Genomic DNA, 21143 nt, shown 5'->3' with positions numbered 1-21143 from the left:
CGCGTCAACGAGGCGGTCGAGCGAGGCGAAGGAAACTCCTGTGCGTCAACTCGTACACCTCTGCGATCATCCACGGATGACGCACAGTCTCGAATCGCTGGTGATCCGGCACACCCACCGGCTCCCCCTCCCCAAGGCCTCTACCGGGGAAGGGCGCGCCGCCGCGCGAAGCCTCGATGCGGCGCTGACGTCCGTGGGCTTCAAGCTCTCGGCGGAGTTGCTGGAGCGGCTGTCGGAGCTGCCCGAGGCCACGGTCGTGCGGACTGCCGAGCAGACGCTGCTCGCCGTGTGCGAGATGGCGGGCGACCACGTCCGGCACAACGCGTACTTCATCGACTTTCCGGCGAACGTGCCGGGCACCGAAGAGTTCTGGATGTCGTGTGTGGCGAAGGCGCTCGGCGATGACACGACCCGCGAGAACGTGCTGACGCAGCTGGCGAACGGCGTGCTGGACCTGCTCAGTCTCCCCACGTACGGCCGCTACCAGCACACCTACGAGGAGATGCTCGCGGCACAGGACGAGCTGATCGCGTCCGCCGGTGACCGGGTGACCGTTCTGCACCTCGGACGGGAGCTGGAGGAGGAGGTCACAGGCCTGTACCTGGCCCTGGCGGGCAGTACGACGCCGCTGGGCGAGGAGCACCTGCGCGACCTCAGGACGCTCGCCGGGCATTGCGCACGCGGCCCCCAGCCGGAGTCGATCCCGGTCCGGGAGAACCGGGCGGTCGTGAACGAGGCCCGTCTCGCCGTCGGTTCCGACCTCCTGCTGGACACCGTCGTCGATGTGCTGCGGCTGGCCTGCGCGCTGTCGGGCGGCGATGTGACACTGCAGCAGCCGACCCGGTTCCGGGCCCTCTCACGGCCGGTCCGCCGTGCCCTGCTCGCCGGCCTCGACGCCGTGATCGCGGCGAACCCCGCGAAGCTGGCCGATGTGCACGCGTACCGCGAACCCTTCAAGCGGCTCGGCGAGCGCCTTCACCCGCACGAGTACCCGCGCTGGCCGCACGCTGCCGACGTGTTCGCGGTGGCGCGGGGCGAGAAGGAAGCGCGGACCTTCGACAGTCGTGTCGAAGAGCTCCTCGACTCGTACGACGTCCTCGGGGCAACGCGGTTGCTGAAGTCCGCACCCGGCAGGCTGTTCCGCGCCCTCGACCTCCTGCTGCGCATCGCCGCCGACCAGGAGGTACGGGACGCGGTGGTGGCCGCCGCGGTGGAGGTCGCTCCCGAGGTCTCCGGGCGGGTCGTGCTGTCGGTCCGCGAGCACTTCCAGAACCGGGAACACGAGACCGCCGCGCCCCGGATCTTCGTCAACCGCCGGGGTCGCGGCTGGGTCGATCACGACTTCCGGCCGCCGGTCCCCGCCGCCGACCGCGATCGGCTGATCATCGCGCTCGACGCCGAGATACGCCGCAGGCTCCCGGCACCGGGCCGGCTGCTGGTCGACCCCGACGTGCTCGACGTGGCGCTGCCGCTCAGCGGCAGGGCGACCGCGGGCGGCCTCGGCGTGCTGCCGCGCGGTTCGGTCTCGGCGGTCGACGGCGACCAGTTGCGCTTCTTCGTGTACTGGAAGGAGACCGGGAACCGGACCGACTACGACCTCTCGGCGCTGCTCCTCCACACCGACTACAGCACCGACTCCTGGCTCTCCTACACCTCTCTCACGGCTGTCGGGGGCGAGCACTCGGGCGATGTCACCGAGGCGCCCGAGGGGGCCTCGGAATTCATCAGCCTGTCCCTGGACCGGGTACGCAGCGCCTGCATCGTTCCGCAGGTCAACATCTTCTCCGGCGAGAACTTCGAGGAGGTCGAGGAATCGTTCTTCGGCTTCATGCTGCGCGACGGCGAGCAGAAGGGCCGGCCGTTCGAGCCGCGCACGGTACGCATGAAGTCGGACCTCCGTGGTGCGGGCCGGGTGGCGCTGCCCCTGGTGTTCCGGCGCGAGGACGACGGCCGCTGGCGTGCGAAGTGGCTGCACCTGTACCTGAGGGGCATCTCGTCGGCCAACCGGGTCGAGGAGAACCAGGTGTCGGTGTCCAAGGTGGTGCGCGCCGTCGTGGAGCGCGAGTACCTGACCGTGAGGTATCTGATCGGCCTGAGGCCGGCCGGCTCCCCGGCCGTGGATCTGTGGGACGCCGGGCGGCCTCCGGAGGAGCCGGTGACGTACATCGGCCTCGAACGCCCCGAAGGACTGCACCCGGACTCCCTGGTCATCACCCCCGAGAATCTGCGCGACTTGATCCCGGGCTGAGTGCTAGCGTTGGCCACGGCCAGGCCATGAAGGGGCTTCCTTCTCACTCCTCTCTGACACCGAGTTCCTTCGCTTTCCCGGCCCTCGACATCGCTCCGGGCGGCGTCCGCGTTCACCGCGCGAGCGCCGCCCGCATCGTTTTCCGCCCCGCTGCCCGCAGCGGGGACGGCCTCTCCGCTCCTGGACCCGTACGGCACCGTCACAGCCGGACCGGGCGGCGTGTGTCTGCCCCGCGCGCGACGGACACGCGCAGGAACCCGACGCGCGCACGTTGTTATCCTGACCAGCGTTCCAGGTCATCAGGGTGGGCCCCGTCGGCCGCCGGAGCGGGCTGCGCGCCCGTCGAGGGGAGAAGCCAGTGCAGGGTCCAGCCGCGAGCCGGGGTTCGGTCAGGAAGGCCGAGCAGGCGTGGAGCCAGGCGATGGCCCTGATGCAGCGCGGGGACACCGCGGGCGCCGGCGCGCAGTTCGCACTCGCCGCGACCCACGATCCCTCCGCCGCCGACGCGTGGCTGGGGCTGCACGCGACCGGTCAGCGGCAGGAGGAGGCGCTGGAGGGCATGCTCCGGTGTTCCGGGTCCTTCGGTGCGTTGCGGACGAAGTTCGGGCTGCCGCTGCGGTCCACGTTCCAGATCGGCCACTACGTCACCTTCCGTCTGGAGAACGCACGCGACCTGTGGCTGGCGGCCATGTCGTCGCTGCTGGACAAGAAGCGGGTCGACGAGGCGTGGGACGGCCTCAGGACCGCTCAACTCGACTGCGACGAGACCAAGTTCGTCTGCACGCGCTACGCGTTCGTCAAGGAGGACTGGGCCCTCGTACTGCGGTTCGCGACCGGGATCGGTGACGCGTTCCTGTACGACGAGGCGCAGTTGTACGTCGGCGCGGCACTGTTCGCCCAGGGCGTCTACCACGAGGCGCTGAACGTACTGGCGCCGCTGCCGCGGAAGCTGGAGACGGGCAGCAGGTTCGACGCCGAGACCAAGTACTTCATGGGGCGGTCGCTGGAGGAGCTGGGGCGTCAGGAGGAGGCGCTCAAGCGGTATCAGTACGCCTTCCGGTGTGCGCCGGGGCTCTTCGACGTGGATGTTCGCGCCCAGGCCCGGCCGGCTCCCGCCCCCGCAGCCCCGGCTCCCACGGCTCAGGACCTGGTTCCGCCGAGGCCGGCGCAGCCGGCCGCCCCCTCGCCCACCGTCCCGGCCCCGGCGGGGCCCCAGCCGTCACAAGGGAGTTCGGACAGCGCGGAGCCCGACGCCGAGGCGCGGGCCAGGCTGCTCGCCGAGGCGCAGAAGTCGCTCGACGGCATGATCGGCCTGGAGCCCGTGAAGCGCCAGGTGCTCACGCTGATCGCCCAGTTGCGCATGGCCGCGCTCCGTGAGGAGCAGGGGCTTCCCGGCGGGGCGCGGCCCCGGCACTTCGTCTTCGCAGGTCCGCCCGGGACGGGCAAGACGACCGTCGCCCGCATCATCGGCAAGGTCTTCGCCGGGCTCGGGCTGCTGAGTTCGGGGCACGTCATCGAGGCCCAGCGCGTCGACCTCGTCGGGCAGCACCTCGGGTCCACGGCCATCAAGACCAGCAAGGTCATCGACTCGGCGCTGAACGGGGTGCTGTTCATCGACGAGGCGTACGCCCTGTCCAACAGCGGGTACAGCGGCGGCGACGCGTTCGGTGACGAGGCGTTGCAGGTGCTCCTGAAGCGGGCCGAGGACGACCGGGACCGGCTCGTCGTCGTGCTCGCCGGATACCGCGAGGAGATGGCCGGCCTGCTCGCCGCCAACCCCGGGCTCGTGTCCCGCTTCACCACGCGTGTCGACTTCCCGTCCTACTCCGCGCAGGAGCTGGTCCTCATCGCCCGCTCCGTCCTGGCCTCCCAGGGCGACGAACCGGATGAAGGGGCGGTCGAGGTCCTCGGGACGTTCTGCTCGGCGATCGTGGACGGCGGGATGGCCGACACGGTGGGCAACGCCCGCTTCGCGCGGGAGCTGTGCCAGAAGGCCTCCGCGCAACGGGATCTACGGCTGTACGCCACGCATGCGAACAGCACGCCGACCCGTGCGGAGATGGTGACCGTGCTCACCGAGGACGTGGTGGCCGCACACCAGGAGCTCATGGAGTCGCACGAGAACAGCGGCGCATAGGGCTGCCGAGGTCGAGGATCCGCGCCCGTGTGTTCACTTCGCTCAGGGCGCCGTGAAGTACGCCGGGAACCGGGGCCCGAGCCACGGCTTGCGGCCCCACGCGAAGACGCGCCCCCGGGCCATGGCAGCCACCGGCGAGCTGCGGCCGAGCCCCATCAGCAGGAAGGTGACCGGCTCGATGGAGATCGTGCAGTCCGGGCGGTCGGGCAGCTCGTGCCCCACGGCCGCCGTGCCGTCGGTGAACGTCACGCCGAAACGGCCGCCGCCCCACAGCCGTACCGCGTAGCGGGCGTTCAGTCCTGCCGTGGTGGTGGCTTCGGTCACCCGGGGCATGGCCCGGACCATGAACGGGAGCGTCAGACGGACCCGGGCGGCGTCGACCATGTGCGGGCGCTTCAGTGCGCGGGCCAGGTCGTAGCCGTGGCCCAGCATGTGCGTCAGGAGGTACGAGCCCAGGACCGCGCGGTTCATCGGCCCCATCGGTGTCATCAGCGTCTCGTCCGCGGGGTGTCCGGTCGCCGCGTCCAGGCAGGCGGCCGCCTGCGCCACGATCATCGCCGCCAGGGGTTCCGCCGCGCGCTCACCGAATGCCGCGAGGGCCTCCTCGTTGGCCGCGGCGATGCTCTGTGGGCTGCCGTCGCCGTGGGCGTGCGGGTGCCCGGCCGCCACGTCGGCCATCAGCGCGTTGGCCTGCGCGAGGTGCGCGGCCACCTCCCCCACCGTCCAGGTCAGCCCCGGTACGGGAGCGCCGGTGTCGGGAGCGGTGCGCAACAGCTCCGCGATCTCCTCGGCCGTCGTGCGTATCGCGTCGGCCAGTCCCTCGGGCAGCACTCCACCCCTCTTCTGCCCCGCCTTCGGCTCCACCGCTCCACCGTCCTTCCGACGCCGCCCACGCGTCCGCCGTCCACTGCGGTTACCTGCGGGTACACAAGAGCAGTTCGCGGGTCCTCCCGGCAAGAGGTCGACGCCCACCGTTCGAACCCCTCTACGATCGGACGCGTGTGCGCCCATGTGATCATCGCCGAGGACGACGTGAAACAGGCGGAGCTTCTCCGCCGCTACCTCGAACGGGAGGGCCATGACGTCACCGTCGTCGGCGACGGCCTCGCGGCCCTCGACGCGGTCCGGCACCAGGAGCCCGACCTGCTGGTCCTCGACGTGATGATGCCTCGTGCCGACGGTCTGGACGTGGTACGCGTCCTGCGCGCCGAGCACCGGGAGTTGCCGGTGCTGATGCTGACGGCGCGCTCCACGGAGGACGATCTGCTGCTCGGCCTCGACCTCGGCGCGGACGACTACGTGACCAAGCCGTACAGCCCGCGCGAACTGATGGCCCGGGTCCGCACGCTCCTGCGCCGCAGCCGGCGTGCGTCGGACGCCGGGGAGACCGCGCCGGTGGACGCTGCCGTCCTGACGGTGGGGACCCTGGTGGTCGATCCCACCCGGCACGTGGTGTCGGTCGGAGGCGAGGCGGTGGAATGCACTCCGGGTGAGTTCAGGATCCTCGCCGCACTGGCGGCCGAGCCCGAGCGGGTCTTCACCCGCCAGCAACTGCTCGCGGAGCTGCACGGCTTCGACCGGTACATCAGCGACCGCACCGTCGATGTTCACGTCATGAACCTGCGGAAGAAGATCGAGCGCGCGCCGCGCCGGCCCACCCGGCTCCTGACCGTCTTCGGTGTGGGATACAAGCTGACCGACCCGGCGAAGGCCACGGCACGTGCGTCGTCGTAGCGAGGGGCGCCCCCGGCGCGGAACGCGCGGAGCGGCAACGGAGTCCGGGGCGTCGCGGGAGTCCGTTGCCGCACCGGAGTCCGGTGGAACCCCCGCCCCCGCCACGTCGCGGGCACGGCTGCCCTTGCGCAAGAGCCTGTTCGCCCGGCTGCTGGCCGTATCGGCGCTGGTGGCGGCGTGTTCGGTCGCCGCCACGGCTTGGCTCGCCGTACAGACGACGTCCGGCGCGATCCTCAAGGAGCAGGGGCAGAACCTCACCGCCGACGCCCGGATCTACCACAGCCTGCTCGGCTACGCGGCGGCTCATCCCACCTGGGAAGGTGTCGAAGGGACCGTGCGCGACCTGGCCGAGCAGTCCGGCCGGCGGATCGCGCTGACCACCGAACAGCGCACGCCGCTCGCCGACTCGGCCGCCCCGGAGAAGGCCGCGGCGCTGCCGGCCCAGGCGTCGGCGATCGTGGACCCGCTGTCGGTGGACACCGCGCTGGCCGCCGAGAACGCGGGCCCGTCCGGCACGCCGGCGGACCGGGTCGATCCGCGAGCCGTCGGGCCGTTCCGGCTGCCGGCCGCGGAACGTACGGCGTTGCGGCAGATCGCGGACCGGGGCGTGGCCTGCCTGAACGAGGCCGGGATCGCCTCCGACGTCGTCCGGACCGAGAGCGGGCGCCCGGTGATCCAGGTGGTGGGCAACGACCCGGAAAGGATTCAGGGAAGCCGCTGCACCACCGATGCCCTCGACGCACCCACCGCCACGGAAGAGCGGGCCCTGAAGGCCCTCAACCAACTGGCCGACGCCTGTCTGAAGCGTCAGGACCGCAGCGGCGTCCACCTGAAACTCGACCTCTCCTGGGGGCAGAGCGCGGAACCCGTGCCCACGGCGGTCCCCACCACGCCGCCGAGCGAGGCGCCGGGCCCCGTCAGCGGCATCGAACCGGAGGCCGCGCCGAGCCCCGCGCCGACCGAGACACCCAGCGTCATGGCGAGCACCGCGCCCTCGCCCGCCGTCGGCACCGGGGAGGACGACCGGGCCATCGCCTCCTGCGTGGGCACCGCCCGCCGGGAACAGCTCAGCTCGTACGTCGCCTCGCCCGCCCTGCTGTTCATCAGCGACACCGGCGGCACCACCGTCCCCGGTTTCGACCTCTCCCCGGCGAACACCGCCAGGATCGCCGGAGCGGCCGCCCTCGTCCTGGCCCTCACCGTGGGCGCTTCGGTACTCGTCGGCGCCCGGCTCGTCCGGCCCCTGCGCGCCCTGACGGGCGCCGCCCAGCGGATGCGGGACGGGGAGGACACCGCACCGGTACGGGTCACCGCGGACAACGAGATCGGGCGGCTCGCCGCCACGTTCAACGACATGTCCGCCCACCGCGCACGGCTGGAGTCCCAGCGCAAGGCCATGGTCAGCGACGTCGCCCATGAACTGCGCACCCCGCTCAGCAACATCCGGGGCTGGCTGGAGGCGGCGCAGGACGGGGTCGCCGATCCGGACCCGGCGTTCATCGCCTCCCTGCACGAGGAGGCCGTGCAGTTGCAGCACATCATCGACGACCTCCAAGACCTCGCCCAGGCCGACGCGGGCGCCCTGCGGCTGCATGCGGAGCCGGTACGGATCGAGGAGCTGCTGACCCAGGTCGCCGCAGCGCACCAGGCCCGCGCCGAGACGGCCGGGGTGGCCCTGACCGTGCCGCCGCCGTCGCGACCGGACCGCCCCGTGCCGGGGCTGACGGCCGATCCGGTCCGGCTCCGCCAGGCCATCGGCAACCTGGTGTCGAACGCGGTGCGCCACACCCCGGCCGGCGGCCGGGTGACGCTGCGCGCATACGGCTCCGCGTCGGGCGACTCGGTCCTCGTGGACGTGGCGGACACGGGCACCGGCATCCCGGCCGAGGACCTCGTCCATGTCTTCGACCGCTTCTGGCGCGGTGAGAAGTCCCGCAGCCGCCGCACGGGCGGCAGCGGGCTCGGTCTGGCGATCGTACGGAAACTGACGGAGGCTCATGGCGGGACGGCGACGGCGGCCAGCGTGCCGGGGGAGGGCTCGGTGTTCACCCTGCGCCTTCCGGCCGATCGACCGGAACACGCCCCCGTGGACGGTCCTGGCGCTGCCCCCGCGGACCGTCCCGGGCAGCCCTGATGCGATGACCACAGCGTTCTGACAGCTTCTTCATAACTTCGCGCCAGCCTGTCGGCACGCCTCGCGCCGCGGTGCGCCCCGCACCGCGGCGCCGTCGAGGCCGACCTGGAACGGAGCCATGTTCATGCCCCTGCGTACGTCTCTGCGTACCGCCGTCCTCACCGCTGTCGCGGTCGGCGCGGTCTGTGTCCCCGCCACCTCGGCGTTCGCCGACTCCTCCCCCACGCCCACGGCCACGCCCTCGGTCGCTCCCGCGTCGCCGAGTTCCGAGCCCTCCACCGCCCCGGCACCTCCCACCGCCACCCCGTCGGCCATGCCGTCGGAGGCCCCGTCAGTCATGCCCCGGGGCGGAGTCGCCGCCGGTGAGGAACCGTCCGGTGGCTCGGGCGACAACACCGCCACCGTCATGGGTTCCGCCGTGGCCGCCCTGCTGATCGGTGGCGCCGGAACGGTCGTTCTGCGCCGCCGCCACGCCGGCCGCAGCAACGGCTGACCACACCCGCAGCCGAACAGCCCGCAGTGGCGCCGCCCTTCACCTGGGCGGCGCCACTGCCGTCACCCGATCGTTTCAGGAGCCCGCTCTCATGTCCCGTACGTTCTCGTCCCTTTGGCGTGTGCGCGCCGCGCTTCCGGTGTACGCCTGCCTCGCGCTGGCCACGCTTCCCGCACTGACGGGCTGCTCCGACACCTCGCCGTCCAAGTCACCGGCCGCCGTCGCGCAGTCCCCCACCACGGCCGGCACCTCTGGCGCCGAAGCCACGGACACACTCCCGGCCAAGAAGCCCGCTCAGCCGCCGGCCCACGTCTCCATACCGTCCCTCGGGGTGGACAGCGACATCATGCGCCTCGGTCTCAACACCGACGGCACGGTCGAAGTACCGCCCGCCGAGAAGGGCATGACGGTCGGCTGGTACACCGGAGGCTCCGTACCCGGCGAGCCCGGGCCCGCGATCCTGATCGGCCACAACGACACCCATCTCGGCCGGGCCGTCTTCCACGACCTCAAGAAGATCACCAAGGGTGCGGACATCACCGTCCGCGACGAGGCCGGCGCCACGGTCCACTTCAAGGTCACCGGCCGCGAGACGGCGAGCAAGAACGCGTTCCCGACCGCCCGGGTCTACGGACGCACCGAGGACCGGGCCCTGCGACTGATCACCTGTGACGGAGCGTTCGACGCCCAGGGGCACCCCGTGGACAACCTCATCGTGTACGCGAAGAGAGTGTGACGGGTGAGGGGGCGGAGGCAGGCATCTGATGGACAGCGGTAGGAGGAGTGCCCGGCACTCGCCGTCTACCCATCGGTAACTCCCCCTGCTTTCATGGGGCCCGTACCTCACCACCCCCCAACTGCAACAGCAGAATCAGGAGTCCAGGTGCCCCACTCCGCGCTTCGCCGCATCTCCGGCGTGACCCTGTCCGCCGCGCTCGCCGCCGTCACCCTGACCATCGGCGCCCCGCACGCGTCGGCCGCCGCCGGCACTCCGTCCCTGCGGGTGCTCACGTACAACACGTTCCTGATGAGTACGAGCCTCTACCCCAACTGGGGCCAGGCCCACCGGGCGGCCGAGATACCGAAGACCGCCTTCTTCCGTGGCAACGACGTCGTCGTGCTCCAGGAGGCGTTCGACAACGCCTCGTCGGACGCGCTGACGGCCGGCGCCTCGGACCGGTACCCCTACCACACCCCGGTGGTCGGCCGGAGCAGGAGCGGATGGGACGCCACCAGCGGGTCCTACTCCGCCGCGACGCCCGAGGACGGCGGCGTCACCGTCCTCAGCAAGTGGCCGATCGTCCGGCAGGAGCAGCACATCTACAAGGACGCCTGCGGCAGCGACTGGTGGTCCAACAAGGGCTTCGCCTATGCCGAACTGGACGTGAACGGTGCCCGGGTGCACATCGTCGGCACCCACACCCAGTCCACCGATCCGGGATGCGGTGCGGGCGAGGCGGCGGAGATCCGGGGCCGGCAGTTCCGGCAGATCGACGTGTTCCTCGACGCGAAGGACATTCCCGCGTCCGAGCAGGTCATCGTGGCGGGCGACCTCAACGTCGACTCCCACTCCCCCGAGTACGCGTCGCTGCTGGCGAACGCCGGGCTGACCGGGGCGGACGCCCGCACCGGGCACCCGTACTCCTTCGACACCCAGGACAACTCGATCGCCGCCGACCGCTACCCCGACGACCCGCGCGAGGACCTCGACCACGTGCTGCACCGTGCGGGCCATGCGAAGCCGTCGGGGTGGACGAACGAGGTGGTCAAGGAGGACAGCGCGCCCTGGACCGTTTCCAGCTGGGGAACGGACTACACGTACACGAACCTCTCGGATCACTACCCGGTCGTCGCAGCCGCGCGCTAGGCGGCCGGACGGATCCGGTGCCGCCCCCGGCCCCCCGCTCCCCCGGCTCGCCGCCCGTTCGGCGTGGGGCGACCATGGAGGAGGGACCGGCAGGGGGCGAGGCGCGGGAGGCATCCATGGCGCACGACCACACCACTGACGTGATCGTCGTCGGCGCCGGACCGGTCGGGCTGAGCGCGGCCGCCGAGCTGCGCCGTCGCGGGGTGGCGTGCCGCGTCGTCGAGCGGCTGAAGGCCCGGCTCCCGTACGCCAAGGCCGTCGGCGTCCAGCCGCGCACGCTGGAGATCTGGGACCGGATGGGTCTGGTGCGGACCGTGCTGGAGGCGGCCGTTCCGATGCGTGGCCAGCTGATCCACGTCAACGGGAGCGAGGTGGCGCGGATCGGTCTCACGTTGCCTCCCGAGGTGCCCTACGGCTTCGCCGCGCTTCCGCAGTACGAGACCGAGCGCATCCTCGAGGAGTACGTGGCGGGCCTGGACACCCGCGTCGAGCGCGGGACCGAGCTGGTGTCGTTCACCCAGGACGCGGACGGGGTCACGGCACGGCTCAGCAGCGGTCCCGGGGGCGACGAGGAGGTCCGCTGCCGGTTCCTCGTCGGCTGCGACGGCGCGCACAGCACCGTGCGCAAAGGGCTGGGGCTGGCGTTCGAGGGCGGGGCGTTCGCCGAGGAGTACATGCTGGCCGATGTCGTGGCCGACTGGGACCTGCCGTACGGCTACGGGGTGCGCGCGAGCCACACCGGCGACGACGGTTCCACCGATGACCTGCTGGTCTGCATCCCGCTCCCGGGCGACGGCCGCTACCGGATGTCCATGCTGGTGCCGCCCGGACTCTCCGCCGGGGCGACGGGCGGAAGCGAGGTGGCGCACGGGCTGGAGGGCGGACGCGTGCCGGCGCTCGCCGACATCCAGGCCGTCGTCGACCGCCTGGCTCCCCGGCCGGCCTCCCTGTCCGGGATGCGCTGGGCCTCCGTCTTCCGCATCAGCCACCGGATCGTCGACCGGTACGGCGAGGGCCGGGTCTTCGTCGCGGGCGACGCCGCCCACATCCATCCGCCGACCGGGGCGCAGGGCATGAACACCGGCATCCAGGACGCCTGCAACCTGGCCTGGAAACTCGCCCTCGTCGTGCGCGGGGAAGCCGGTCCCGCCCTGCTCACCAGCTATGACGCCGAACGCCGCCCGGTCGGCGAGGAGGTCGTCGGCAGGACCGTCCGGCATGCGACCCGGGGCATCGAGAACGACGCCGACGACATGACGACGCTGATGCTCCGCGAGGCCCAGCTGCTCGTCGGCTACCGGGACGGGCCGATCGTGGGCGCCCCGTACGGTCCCGCCGACGCACCCCAGCCCGGCGACCGGGCCCCGGACTGCGCGGGGCTGACCACGCCGGTGGCCACCTACCCGCTGCGCCTGTTCGACGTCCTGCGCGGACTCACGGGACACGTGCTGGTGCGGTACGTGCGGGAGTACTCGGACATCGGGGAAACGGACGCGGGCGCGGCGGGCGGACTCCACACGGTCACCGTCGTGGGGCGTGACTCCCCGCCGGACGCTCCTGCGTACCGCGATGCCGCCGGTGAGTTCGCCAGGCTCTACCGCCCCGGAGGCCCGACCGGCTTCATCGTGCGCCCGGACGGGCAGCTCGGCGCACGCTTCCCGCTCCCGGGCACCGCGAAGGCCGTGTCCGGCTACGTCGCAACCCTCTCGGACCCCGCGCGGTGATGTTCCCGGGCCGGCGTACCCGAACGATCTTCCCGCCGTTCCCCTCCTGTTAGCCCTGCCTGGCTACTGTCCAGTCGCCCGGTCCGGCACAGGAGAGGTACGTCATGAACACCCCGGTCCACCGCACTCCGACCCGGCAGTCCGTGGCTGCCCCTGCTCCGACCCGGCAGAGCGGGAACCCGAGCCGGGCCGGAAGCGCGTCCCGCGTCCCGCTGGAGCGCCCGCTCCTCGAGATCCAGGCCGGGATAGGCAACCGGGCCGCGACCGCGGCGGTGCAGCGCGCGAAAGACGCGGCGGAGGGCAAGGCACCGGAGAACGCCGGCGCGTCCGCCGGTTCCCAGGGTTATCGCGACCGGATCGCCGCCGCCCTCGACAAGGCCAAGAGGCATCTCGAGTTCATCGACACCTTCGTCAAGGGCGTCCATGTCCCCGCCAACGCGGGCTTCTCCCAGCAGGCCTCCGCGACGGCGAACGACGGGCTCAAGCACTCCGCGGGTTCCTCGGGGGCCGCCGCCGCGTCGGAGAACCTGGTCACGGAGACCGCAGGGGCCGTGCTCAGCGGCATGGAGGCGGCCAAGTCCAGGAAGGACGCCGCCCAGCACAAGAGCGGGGCGGCCTTCCACGTCGCGGACAAGAAGGCCAACACCAAGACGGCTGACGCGGTCATCGGGGCCGCCGGGGCGGCAAACTACGCCCTCGGTATCGCCAAGGAGCTGACCAAGGCCCAGAAGGCCGCGCATGCCATGGGCGTCTCCGAGGCCGGCGGCATCGGCTCCGGTGTCGTCGGCGCGGTGAAGGGCGCCCGTGCGGCAGGCCGCGTCGGTCTCACGGCCCGCAAGTACCGTGCGTTGAAAGGGCTGGAGAAGCCCGACCGTACGGACGAGGGGGCACTGGCCCGGCTGAACCAGGCCCGGCAGACGGCCGAGTGGGCCGCGGCCGAGGCATACGTCACGATGGATGCCCACTGGGACCACGAGGGCGAGGACCGGGCGGAGCGCGTCTCCGAGGCCATCGAAGTGGCCTGGGCGGCGATGGGCACCGTCCGGGACGCCGCCAGGGAGCTCCGGCAGGCCGAGGACGCGAACACGCTGAACACCGTGCACACGTACGCGCTCGGCAAGCAGCGCAACAAGATGGGCAAGCAGGCGTTCACCGCCGTGGGCGAGTCCACCAAGGCCGCGGGCGGCATCGTGACGGCGGTCGCCGCCACCGCGGGAGGAGCCGGACTGGCGAGCAATCCGGTCGGCTGGGGCCTTGCCGCAGGTGCCGCGGGCCTCATCCTCGGCGTCACCGCCTACAAGGCCGGGCGCGCCGGCATGAAGCGGTACGAGGGGGCCCGCCACCCCGAGCGCTGGGCAGAAGGTGAGAACCAGAAGGAACCCGCCTCCCGGGAGGACGCGCTGAAGGAGGCCCTGAAGTTCTGGAAGAAGGTGGAGAACGGTGAACGCCAGGCCATGGCGCGGAAGATCTACGGATTGGCGGCGGGAGCGGACATCGCCGGGAGCGGCGACACGGCGGCCGGCCTGCGCGACTCGGCCAGGGCCCTTCTCGTTGCCCTCAAGGCGGGCCCCGCCCAGCAGCGGCTGACACCGGAGGAGTGGGCGGACTCTCTCAACGATCCGGCGAAGAGCGCCGTTTGGATCAAGGAGATCGCAGAACAGCTGTCCTCGGCCTGAGGGCAGGGCCAAGCCCCGGTGAAGCCGCCCCGCCCCGAACCGTCCCCGGGCGGAGCCGCCCCGGACCGGACCAGGAAAAGCAGAAGGACCCCTGACGAACAGGGGTCCCAGCTGGTGTCCGAGGGGGGACTTGAACCCCCACGCCCGATAAAGGGCACTAGCACCTCAAGCTAGCGCGTCTGCCATTCCGCCACCCGGACCAGGTGGTCGGCCCCGGTTTCCCGCGGCGACAAAGAAAACAATACCAGGGGTTCGGGGTCGCTCTCACCTGCTTATCCGGTGGTCTTCGCCCAGGTCAGTGCGGTGCGGGGGCCCCGGCGGGAGACAGACGGGATCCCCGGGCCTCGGTGCGCACCCTGCGTCGGCGGTCGCGCACAGACAGTACGACCGGAGGGTCGGCGACGGCGTCCGCCGTCGAGCGGCCGGGCCGGGTTACGTTCGCGGGCATGAGTGATCGCGGCTACCGGCCACCCCGCGCGTTGTCGCCCTTGCGTGAGCATCTGCGTGAAACGTTCTGGTTCGCTCCGACCCTGACGCTGATCTGCGCCGTCGTGCTCTGGCTCGTCGCCTCGGCCGTCGACGAGCAGATCGTGGCCTACCTCCAGGACCAGCGGGCGTACGACGAGATCTCGGACCTGGTCTCGATCGCCGAGGACACGAAGACGATCGTCGTCACCGTCAGCTCGGCGATGATGACCTTCATCGGTGTGGTCTTCAGCATCTCGCTGGTGGCCGTGCAGATGGCGAGCGGGCAGCTCACCCCCCGGGTCGTACGGATCTTCGTACGCAGCCGGATCAGCAAGCTCACGCTCTCCGTGTTCCTGGCGACCTTCGTGTTCTCGCTGCTGGTCCTGAGCTCCTACGAGAGCACGGTCGATCCGCGCCGCGTCGTGTCCGTCCCCTTTCTGCAGAGCATCCTGACCGCCCTGCTCGTCGGGCTCAGCCTGCTGCTCTTCATCGCCTACGTGAGCTCCACGCTGCGCCTGATGCAGGTCGGCCCCGTCGTCGACCGCATCACCCGGGACTCCTTCCATGTGCTGCGGCGGATGCCCGTCGGCGGGCCTCGGGAAGGGGTATTGCCCGCCGAGAGCGGGCAGATCCCGCACGAGGGACAGGCCGGTGTGCTGCGGGATGTGAACGTGGCGCGGCTGGTCCGGGTCGCGCGGAAGCAGGGTGTGGTGCTCCGGCTCATCCCGCGGCTCGGGGACTTCGTCGTGCCGGGCAATCCGTTGCTGGCGGTGCACGGAGGGGCCGCGCCCGCCCGGCGCGCGTTGCGGTACACGGTGTGGGTCGGGGTCGAGCGCACGCTCCACCAGGATCTGGCGTTCGGGCTGCGGCAGCTGTCGGACATCGCGCTGCGGGCCCTGTCGTCGGCGGTGAACGATCCGACCACCGCTGTGCAGTGTCTCGACCGGATCGTCCAGTTCCTCGCGGCCGTGGCGAAGCTTCCGCTCGGCGTCGTCCACCACCGGGACCGCCGGGGGGAGGTACGGCTCGTGCAGGACGTACCGGGGTGGGCGGACCTGGTGGATCTCGGGTTCGAGGAGATCCGGCGGTGCGCGACGGACAGTCCGCAGGTCACCCGGCGGCTGCTGGCCGGGATCGACGACCTGGTGGCACTGGCCGGCCCGGAGAGGCAGGGGCCGCTGCTCCGGCACCGTGCCCTGCTGGTACAGGCGGTGGAGCGCACGGTGCCGGATGCCGCCGAGCGGGACTTCGCCCTGCTGCCCGACCGGCAGGGGATCGGCTGAGGGGACGGGGTGCGGGTGCGGCCCGCCCCCCCCATGGGAGGGGGCGGGCCGCCGTCGGTTCTACTTGCGCAGTGCCGCCATGCCCTCGTAGCTGATCCGCGCCTGCTTCAGGGACTGCGCGGGGTCCGTGGAGCTCGGTGCGGTGTCCTGCTCGACCATCGGGTTGCGGTACTGCGCCTGCCCCACGCGTCGGAAGAAGGTGCGGTAGTCGATGACCCCGGTGCCGAACGGGACCATGTCGTAGCCCTGGCCGTTGGCCGTGTTGATGATGCCGTCCTTGGCGTGGAACAGCGGGTAGCGCTTGTTGTGGCTGCGGACCACGGCCGCGGGGTCGAAGATGTTCTCCTGAACCGATCCGTCGAGCGCGGTGTAGGTGTGGAACTTGTACTGGGCGACGTGCGCCCAGTAGACGTCCATCTCCAGCCATACGGTCTTGGGGTCGGTGACCTTGAGGAAGTACTCGAGCTTGCGGATGCCCGAGCTGCGGGTGGGCCGTCCCTGGGCGTCCAGCGGACCGCCGTCGAGCAGGAAGCCGTAGGCCGCGTCGTGGTTGTGCGTGTACAGCTTGATCCCCGCACGGTGGGCGATCTGCCCCAGCGCGTTCCACTTGTCGGCGGCCACGTCCCAGTCGGCGCGGAAGGCGCTGCCGGTGGGGTCGCCACCGGTGCCCATGTGGTCCATGCCGAGGATGTTGGCTATTTCCAGGTGCCGCTTGAACTGGTCGAGGTCGCTGGAGCTCAGGGGCCAGGACCCCGGGATGAAGCCGTGGTTGCCCTGGGCCCGCAGTCCGTACTCGTCGAGCCAGGAACGCAGCAGCTTCGCGCCTTCCACCGATTCCAGGTTGTTTCCGCCCGGTGCGTTGGCGTGCTGGCCGTACCCGGCGAACTCGACCTGCTTGTAGCCGTAACGGGCCAGCTCCTTGAAGACCGCGCGGAATCCCGAGGGAAGAGCGGTGCTGAGCGGGTCCCGGCCCGTGGCGTCGCGCACGGTGTACAGGATGATTCCGCGCTTGTGCGCCGGGACCAGGTCCTGACCGTGACCGTGACCGTGGTGGTGCCCCGGACCGGGTGCGGGCTGGGCGAAGGCCGGCGATGCGCCGAAGACGGGTGCGGCGATCGCCGCCGCGCCGACGGCGGTGCAGGTGCTGAGGAAGCGACGGCGGTCGATGCCGAGGCTGCGGCGCAGGGCGCCGTCCGTTCCGGATGCGTCGTTGTACACGGTCACGGTCTCTCTCCTTCTCGAAGATGCTCGCAGCGCTGTGAACGGGCCGGTCTCATTCGAGGCCGGCCAGCGTGAGGAGCAGGGACTTCACTTCGGTGGCCCGGACGGGTCCGGTGAACGCGTGGGGGGTGGAGCAGAGGATGAGCGGCCCTTCTTCGTCGCTCGGGGGGAGGCGGCCGTGGCTGCCCCGGATGGGTGACGGGTCGAGCGGTACGACCGCCATGCGGTAGCGCATGCCGAGCTTCTTGCGGGCGACGGCCGTGACCGCCTTGACCCGGACATAGGGGTCCTGGGGGTCCATGAAGAGCTCGACGGGGTCGTAGCCGGGTTTGCGGTGGATCTCGACGAGCTGCGCGAAGTCGGGGGCGCGGTCGTCGTCGAGCCAGTAGTAGTACGTGAACCAGGCGTCCGGTTCGGCCACGGCGACCAGCTCGCCGGAGCGCGGGTGGTCCAGGCCCTGCGCCTTCTTGCCCTCGTCGTCGAGGAGTTGCTCGATGCCGGGAAGGCCGGCCAGGGCTTCGCGGGCCGCTTCGAGGTCCTCGGGACGGCGTACGTAGATGTGCGCGATCTGGTGGTCGGCGACAGCGAAGGCGCGCGACGCCATCGGGTCCAGGTACTCCATGCCGTCCTGGGTGTGGACTTCCAGGAGTCCGGCGCGGCGCAGCGCCCGGTTGATGTCGACGGGCCGGTCGACCCGGGTGATGCCGTACTCGGACAGCGCGACGACGGTGCGTCCCTCGCGGCGGGCGTCGTCCAGGAGCGGGGCCACGGCCCGGTCGAGGTCGGCGGCGGCCCGGAAGGCGCGGGGGTCGTCGGGGCCGTAGCGCTGGAGGTCGTAGTCCAGGTGCGGGAGGTAGCACAGGGCGAGGTCGGGGTGGCGGCTGTCGAGGATGTGGCGGGTGGCGTCGATGATCCACTGGGAGGAGACGAGGTCGGCGCCGGGTCCCCAGAAGTGGAAGAGGGGGAAGGTGCCGAGTTTTTCGGTGAGTTCGTCGTGGAGGGCCGGCGGCCGGGTGTAGCAGTCGGGTTCCTTGCGGCCGTCGGCGTAGTAGACGGGGCGCGGGGTGACGGTGTAGTCCGTGTCGGCACCCATGGCGTACCACCAGCAGATGTTGGCGACGGTGTAGCCGGGGTGGGTCCGCCGGGCGGCGTCCCAGAGCTTGTCGCCGGCGACGAGTCCGTTGTGCTGGCGCCACAGGAGGACGTCGCCCAGCTCGCGGAAGTACCACCCGTTGGCGACGATGCCGTGTTCGGCGGGGGTGGTGCCGGTGAGGAAGGTGGACTGGGCGGCGCAGGTGACGGCGGGCAGCACCGTGCCGAGCGGGGCCTGGGTGCCGGACTGTCCCAGGGCCTTGAGGTGGGGCATGTGGTCGAGGAGGCGCGGGGTGAGCCCGACGACGTCGAGGACGAGGAGAGGGGTGGGTTGGCCGGCCGCCCAGGCGGTGGTCATGGCAGCTCCTTGAGACCGAGGTCGACCAGGAGGTCGCGGGCGAGGGTGAGTTCGGCGGCGATGCCGTCGGCGAGCTGGGCGCGGGTGCGGGGGCGAAGTTCCGACGGGAGCGCCTGCCAGGTGTACGTCTCGACCTCCAGGTGCCGGGTGAGTGGGTGCGCACCGCCGACGAGCCGGCTCAGCGTGGCGCGCAGGACGGGAAGGGTGGAGGTGAGCGGGGGCGCGGGCGGTGCGTGCAGGGGTACGTGGAAGTGCGCGCGCCACGGTGCGCTGTCGGGCAGGGCCTCGCCGGTGACGGCTTCGTCGAGGTCGTCGGTGCCGCGCAGTCCGGCTGCGGTGGCGATCCGGGTCTGGTGCAGGAAGCGGGGTTCGGCGAAGGCGGCGAGGGCGGTGCGCACTTCGGGGAGGTGGGGGTGTTCGGCGTGCAGGGCCGCGGAGAGCTGGGCCTTGACGGCGGGGATGCCGGCCGCGGTGAGCGCATCGACTGCGGTACCCGGGTCCTCGAAGGAGGTGGCGAGGTGGCAGGTGTCGATGCAGACGCCGATGCGGGGGTGGCCGACGGCGGTGAGGGGGGCGATGGCGTCGGCGGTGGTCTCGACCGTGCATCCGGGTTCGGGTTCGAGGCCGATCCGGATGGACTTGCCCGTGAGTTCGGCGAGTGCGTCGAGGCGTTCGCCGAGGGTGGTGAGTGCGGCGAGAGCGGTGCGGGCCGCTTCGGGGTCGCCCGTGTACGGGGTGCGCCAGGCGAGCGGGAGGGTGGAGATGGTGCCCTCGGTGACGTCGTCCGGCAGGAGCGTGGCGAGGAGCCGGGCGAGATCGGTGGTGTGGGCCAGGCGCTCGGGGTCGGTCCAGTCGGGCTTGTACACCCGGTACTTGACCTCCTCGGCGCCGAACCCTTCGTACGGGAAGCCGTTGAGGGTGACGACTTCGAGGCCGCGGCGGTCGAGTTCGGCGCTCAGGGACCGCAGCTGGGAGGGGTCGTTGATCAGGGTGCGGGCGGCGTCCCGGGCGAGCCAGAGGCCGATGCCGAGGCGGTCGCGGCCGAGCCGTTTGCGTACGGGTTCGCAGTGGTCGCGCAGTTGGGTGCGGACGCCGTCGAGGGTCTCGGCGGGGTGCACGTTGGTGCAGTAGGCGAGGTGTACGACGGAGCCGTCGGGGTGACGGAAGCGCATGGCCTCACTCCCCGCCGCGGAGAATGGAGTTGCCCTCGTGGAGCGGCTGGGGGGCGGCCGTGTCGAGCTGGAGGCGGCCGCTCTGGCCGTAGAAGGCGACGGGGTTGCGCCACAGGACCTGGTCGACGTCGTCCTCGGTGAAGCCCGCGGCGAGCATCGCGTCACCGACCCGGCGGGTCTTCAGCGGATCGCTTCTGCCCCAGTCGGCGGCGGAGTTGACGAGGACCTTCTCGGTGCCGTGGAGCCGGAGGACGGCGACCATGCGGTCCTCGTCCATCTTGGTGTCGGGGTAGATGGAGAACCCGGCCCAGCACCCGCTGTCGCGAGCGTCCTTCACGGTCGTCTCGTTGAGGTGGTCGAGCAGCACCCGTTCGGGGGCGAGGCCGGATTCGCGTACGACGTCGATGGTGCGGCGCAGGCCCGCGAGCTTGTCGCGGTGCGGGGTGTGGACGAGCGCGGGCAGCCCGTGGTCGGCGGCGAGCTGGAGCTGGGCGGCCAGTGCGTGGTCCTCGGCCGGGGTCATCGAGTCGTAGCCGATCTCCCCGACGGCGACGACGGAGTCCTTGACGAGGTAACGGGGCAGTGCGTCGAGGACGGGGGTGCAGCGGGGGTCGTTCGCCTCTTTGGGGTTGAGGGCGAGCGTGCAGTGGTGGGCGATGCCGTACTGGGCGGCGCGGAACGGCTCCCAGCCGAGCAGGGCGTCGAAGTAGTCGAAGAAGCTGGCCGGCGACGTACGGGGCTGGCCCAGCCAGAAGGAGGGTTCGACGAGCGCGCGGACCCCGGCGTCGTACATCGCCTGATAGTCGTCCGTGGTGCGGGAGGTCATGTGGATGTGGGGGTCGAAGATGCGCATCAGGACTCCTGCGTCGAGGCCGTGGGGACCGTGGGTGCGGCGGGGCCGGGGGCCGTGAGGGCGAGTACGTGGTGCAGACCGGCGGGGACGGGGCGGCCGGCCGCGATGCGTTCGGACGCGAAGTCGCCCAGCATCCTGGCAAGTTCGGCGTCGCCCCGCGATCTTCGGGCCAGCTCGGCGACGGCCTCGACCGGGACGCCGGTGAACAGGCACTTGAGGACGGCGTGGCGCCAGCTGTGCGGGTCGAGGTGGGCGGCGGCGTAGGGGCCGACGGCCGCGGCGATGAGGGTGGTGTCGTTGGTGCGCAGGGCGTCCTCGACGAGCGGCAGGGCGGTCGGGCCGAGGTCCAGTGCGGGCAGGGTGCGCAGGACGGCCCGGCGTTCGGCGGCGGTGCCCTGTTCGTAGAGGCGGGTCAGGGCGGGCAGCCCGGCGTGGGCCTCGGTGAGCAGCAGGGCGCGTACGGAGTCGGCGTGTTCGAGTCCGCAGTGCCGGCCGGCGGCGGCGTACCGCAGCTCCCACGGCGGTACGGCGTAGCTGTCGGAGGGTTCGGTGTCCGCGTGGGCTGCGGCGTGGGCGGCTTCGGCGAGGGCTTCGTCGAGCCAGGCGCGTGCGGCTCCGCCGAGCGAGGTGTCGAGTTCCTTGCGGGACAGGAGCGGGGCCGTCGGGTTCTGCGTCATGGTGTG

At 71.6% G+C, this 21143-nt stretch carries 16 protein-coding genes and 1 tRNA gene; 10 read left to right on the top strand and 7 right to left on the bottom strand.

Features of this window, described 5'->3' with window-relative positions; translation table 11 throughout:
* Positions 1 to 76 precede the first annotated feature (76 nt).
* Both OG446_RS32745 and OG446_RS32740 read left to right on the top strand, forming a co-directional pair.
* Positions 77 to 2248, top strand: coding sequence for a hypothetical protein (locus tag OG446_RS32745; RefSeq protein ID WP_328897411.1), 2172 nt, complete (start codon positions 77 to 79; stop codon positions 2246 to 2248).
* A gap of 421 nt (positions 2249 to 2669) precedes the next feature.
* The gene (locus OG446_RS32740; RefSeq protein ID WP_443050294.1) at positions 2670 to 4385 is read left to right on the top strand and encodes an AAA family ATPase; all 1716 of its coding nucleotides are present in this window, start codon (positions 2670 to 2672) and stop codon (positions 4383 to 4385) included.
* 42 nt (positions 4386 to 4427) lie between these two features.
* Here the strand turns inward: OG446_RS32740 and OG446_RS32735 are convergent, their stop codons facing one another.
* Positions 4428 to 5249 carry a maleylpyruvate isomerase family mycothiol-dependent enzyme gene (locus OG446_RS32735; protein WP_328897409.1) on the bottom strand — a complete coding sequence of 274 codons (822 nt, stop codon included), beginning with the start codon at positions 5247 to 5249 and terminating at the stop codon, positions 4428 to 4430.
* 135 nt (positions 5250 to 5384) lie between these two features.
* On the opposite strand from OG446_RS32735, the gene OG446_RS32730 reads away from it, so the two are divergent.
* The 7 genes from OG446_RS32730 to OG446_RS32700 all read left to right on the top strand — a co-directional run bounded on the left by OG446_RS32730 (position 5385) and on the right by OG446_RS32700 (position 14013).
* Positions 5385 to 6119 (top strand): response regulator transcription factor, encoded by a 735-nt coding sequence (locus tag OG446_RS32730; RefSeq protein WP_328897408.1) that lies wholly within the window; start codon positions 5385 to 5387, stop codon positions 6117 to 6119.
* Between the two features lie 124 nt (positions 6120 to 6243).
* Entirely contained in the window at positions 6244 to 8253 is a 2010-nt protein-coding gene (locus OG446_RS32725; RefSeq protein ID WP_443050246.1) for an ATP-binding protein, read from the top strand.
* Positions 8254 to 8377: 124 nt separating this feature from the next.
* The gene (locus tag OG446_RS32720) at positions 8378 to 8746 is read left to right on the top strand and encodes a sortase-dependent protein (RefSeq protein WP_328897407.1); all 369 of its coding nucleotides are present in this window, start codon (positions 8378 to 8380) and stop codon (positions 8744 to 8746) included.
* 91 nt (positions 8747 to 8837) lie between these two features.
* Positions 8838 to 9482: a class F sortase gene (locus OG446_RS32715; protein ID WP_328897406.1), complete on the top strand. Its 645-nt coding sequence runs from the start codon at positions 8838 to 8840 to the stop codon at positions 9480 to 9482.
* Positions 9483 to 9629: 147 nt separating this feature from the next.
* A complete protein-coding gene (gene sph, locus OG446_RS32710) occupies positions 9630 to 10613 on the top strand; it encodes a sphingomyelin phosphodiesterase (RefSeq protein WP_328897405.1) in 984 nt (327 codons plus the stop codon).
* 116 nt (positions 10614 to 10729) lie between these two features.
* A complete protein-coding gene (locus tag OG446_RS32705; protein WP_328897404.1) occupies positions 10730 to 12337 on the top strand; it encodes an FAD-dependent monooxygenase in 1608 nt (535 codons plus the stop codon).
* Between the two features lie 104 nt (positions 12338 to 12441).
* Positions 12442 to 14013 carry a hypothetical protein gene (locus tag OG446_RS32700; protein WP_328897403.1) on the top strand — a complete coding sequence of 524 codons (1572 nt, stop codon included), beginning with the start codon at positions 12442 to 12444 and terminating at the stop codon, positions 14011 to 14013.
* A gap of 112 nt (positions 14014 to 14125) precedes the next feature.
* On the opposite strand, the gene OG446_RS32695 is transcribed toward OG446_RS32700, so the two are convergent.
* Positions 14126 to 14213, bottom strand: a tRNA-Leu gene (locus OG446_RS32695).
* 246 nt (positions 14214 to 14459) lie between these two features.
* Between OG446_RS32695 and OG446_RS32690 the strand changes: the two genes are divergently transcribed.
* The gene (locus OG446_RS32690) at positions 14460 to 15764 is read left to right on the top strand and encodes a DUF2254 domain-containing protein (protein WP_328897402.1); all 1305 of its coding nucleotides are present in this window, start codon (positions 14460 to 14462) and stop codon (positions 15762 to 15764) included.
* A 60-nt stretch (positions 15765 to 15824) separates the two neighbouring features.
* On the opposite strand, the gene OG446_RS32685 is transcribed toward OG446_RS32690, so the two are convergent.
* The 5 genes from OG446_RS32685 to OG446_RS32665 are packed head-to-tail and all read right to left on the bottom strand — an operon-like array spanning position 15825 to position 21137.
* Complete coding sequence (locus tag OG446_RS32685) at positions 15825 to 16988, bottom strand: sugar phosphate isomerase/epimerase family protein (protein ID WP_328897401.1); 1164 nt, start codon at positions 16986 to 16988, stop codon at positions 15825 to 15827.
* Between the two features lie 49 nt (positions 16989 to 17037).
* Positions 17038 to 18435 (bottom strand): nucleotide pyrophosphatase/phosphodiesterase family protein, encoded by a 1398-nt coding sequence (locus tag OG446_RS32680; RefSeq protein ID WP_328897400.1) that lies wholly within the window; start codon positions 18433 to 18435, stop codon positions 17038 to 17040.
* Positions 18432 to 19607 (bottom strand): metabolite traffic protein EboE, encoded by a 1176-nt coding sequence (eboE, locus tag OG446_RS32675; RefSeq protein ID WP_328897399.1) that lies wholly within the window; start codon positions 19605 to 19607, stop codon positions 18432 to 18434. Before eboE ends, OG446_RS32680 begins: the two co-directional genes overlap by 4 nt.
* Positions 19608 to 19611: 4 nt before the next feature.
* The gene (locus tag OG446_RS32670; RefSeq protein ID WP_328897398.1) at positions 19612 to 20460 is read right to left on the bottom strand and encodes a TatD family hydrolase; all 849 of its coding nucleotides are present in this window, start codon (positions 20458 to 20460) and stop codon (positions 19612 to 19614) included.
* Positions 20460 to 21137 carry an EboA domain-containing protein gene (locus tag OG446_RS32665; RefSeq protein WP_328897397.1) on the bottom strand — a complete coding sequence of 226 codons (678 nt, stop codon included), beginning with the start codon at positions 21135 to 21137 and terminating at the stop codon, positions 20460 to 20462. Before OG446_RS32665 ends, OG446_RS32670 begins: the two co-directional genes overlap by 1 nt.
* Positions 21138 to 21143: the final 6 nt, after the last annotated feature.

Origin of the sequence: Streptomyces sp. NBC_00236 (genome assembly GCF_036195045.1) — a bacterium.
In the GTDB taxonomy this organism is placed as follows: Bacteria; Actinomycetota; Actinomycetes; order Streptomycetales; family Streptomycetaceae; genus Streptomyces.
The sequence above is the reverse complement of the archived record's forward strand: the minus strand, read 5'-3'. Positions and strand labels throughout refer to the sequence as shown.

What these genes read in the sequence shown, in the direction of transcription:
- OG446_RS32700 (WP_328897403.1), top strand. Translation starts at nt 12,442, where the DNA reads ATGAACACCCCGGTCCACCGCACTCCGACCCGGCAGTCCGTGGCTGCC.
- OG446_RS32705 (WP_328897404.1), top strand. Translation starts at nt 10,730, where the DNA reads ATGGCGCACGACCACACCACTGACGTGATCGTCGTCGGCGCCGGACCG.
- OG446_RS32715 (WP_328897406.1), top strand. Translation starts at nt 8,838, where the DNA reads ATGTCCCGTACGTTCTCGTCCCTTTGGCGTGTGCGCGCCGCGCTTCCG.
- eboE (WP_328897399.1), bottom strand. Translation starts at nt 19,607, where the DNA reads ATGCGCTTCCGTCACCCCGACGGCTCCGTCGTACACCTCGCCTACTGC.
- OG446_RS32670 (WP_328897398.1), bottom strand. Translation starts at nt 20,460, where the DNA reads ATGCGCATCTTCGACCCCCACATCCACATGACCTCCCGCACCACGGAC.
- OG446_RS32665 (WP_328897397.1), bottom strand. Translation starts at nt 21,137, where the DNA reads ATGACGCAGAACCCGACGGCCCCGCTCCTGTCCCGCAAGGAACTCGAC.
- OG446_RS32680 (WP_328897400.1), bottom strand. Translation starts at nt 18,435, where the DNA reads ATGACCACCGCCTGGGCGGCCGGCCAACCCACCCCTCTCCTCGTCCTC.
- OG446_RS32740 (WP_443050294.1), top strand. Translation starts at nt 2,670, where the DNA reads ATGGCCCTGATGCAGCGCGGGGACACCGCGGGCGCCGGCGCGCAGTTC.
- OG446_RS32690 (WP_328897402.1), top strand. Translation starts at nt 14,460, where the DNA reads ATGAGTGATCGCGGCTACCGGCCACCCCGCGCGTTGTCGCCCTTGCGT.
- OG446_RS32720 (WP_328897407.1), top strand. Translation starts at nt 8,378, where the DNA reads ATGCCCCTGCGTACGTCTCTGCGTACCGCCGTCCTCACCGCTGTCGCG.
- OG446_RS32745 (WP_328897411.1), top strand. Translation starts at nt 77, where the DNA reads ATGACGCACAGTCTCGAATCGCTGGTGATCCGGCACACCCACCGGCTC.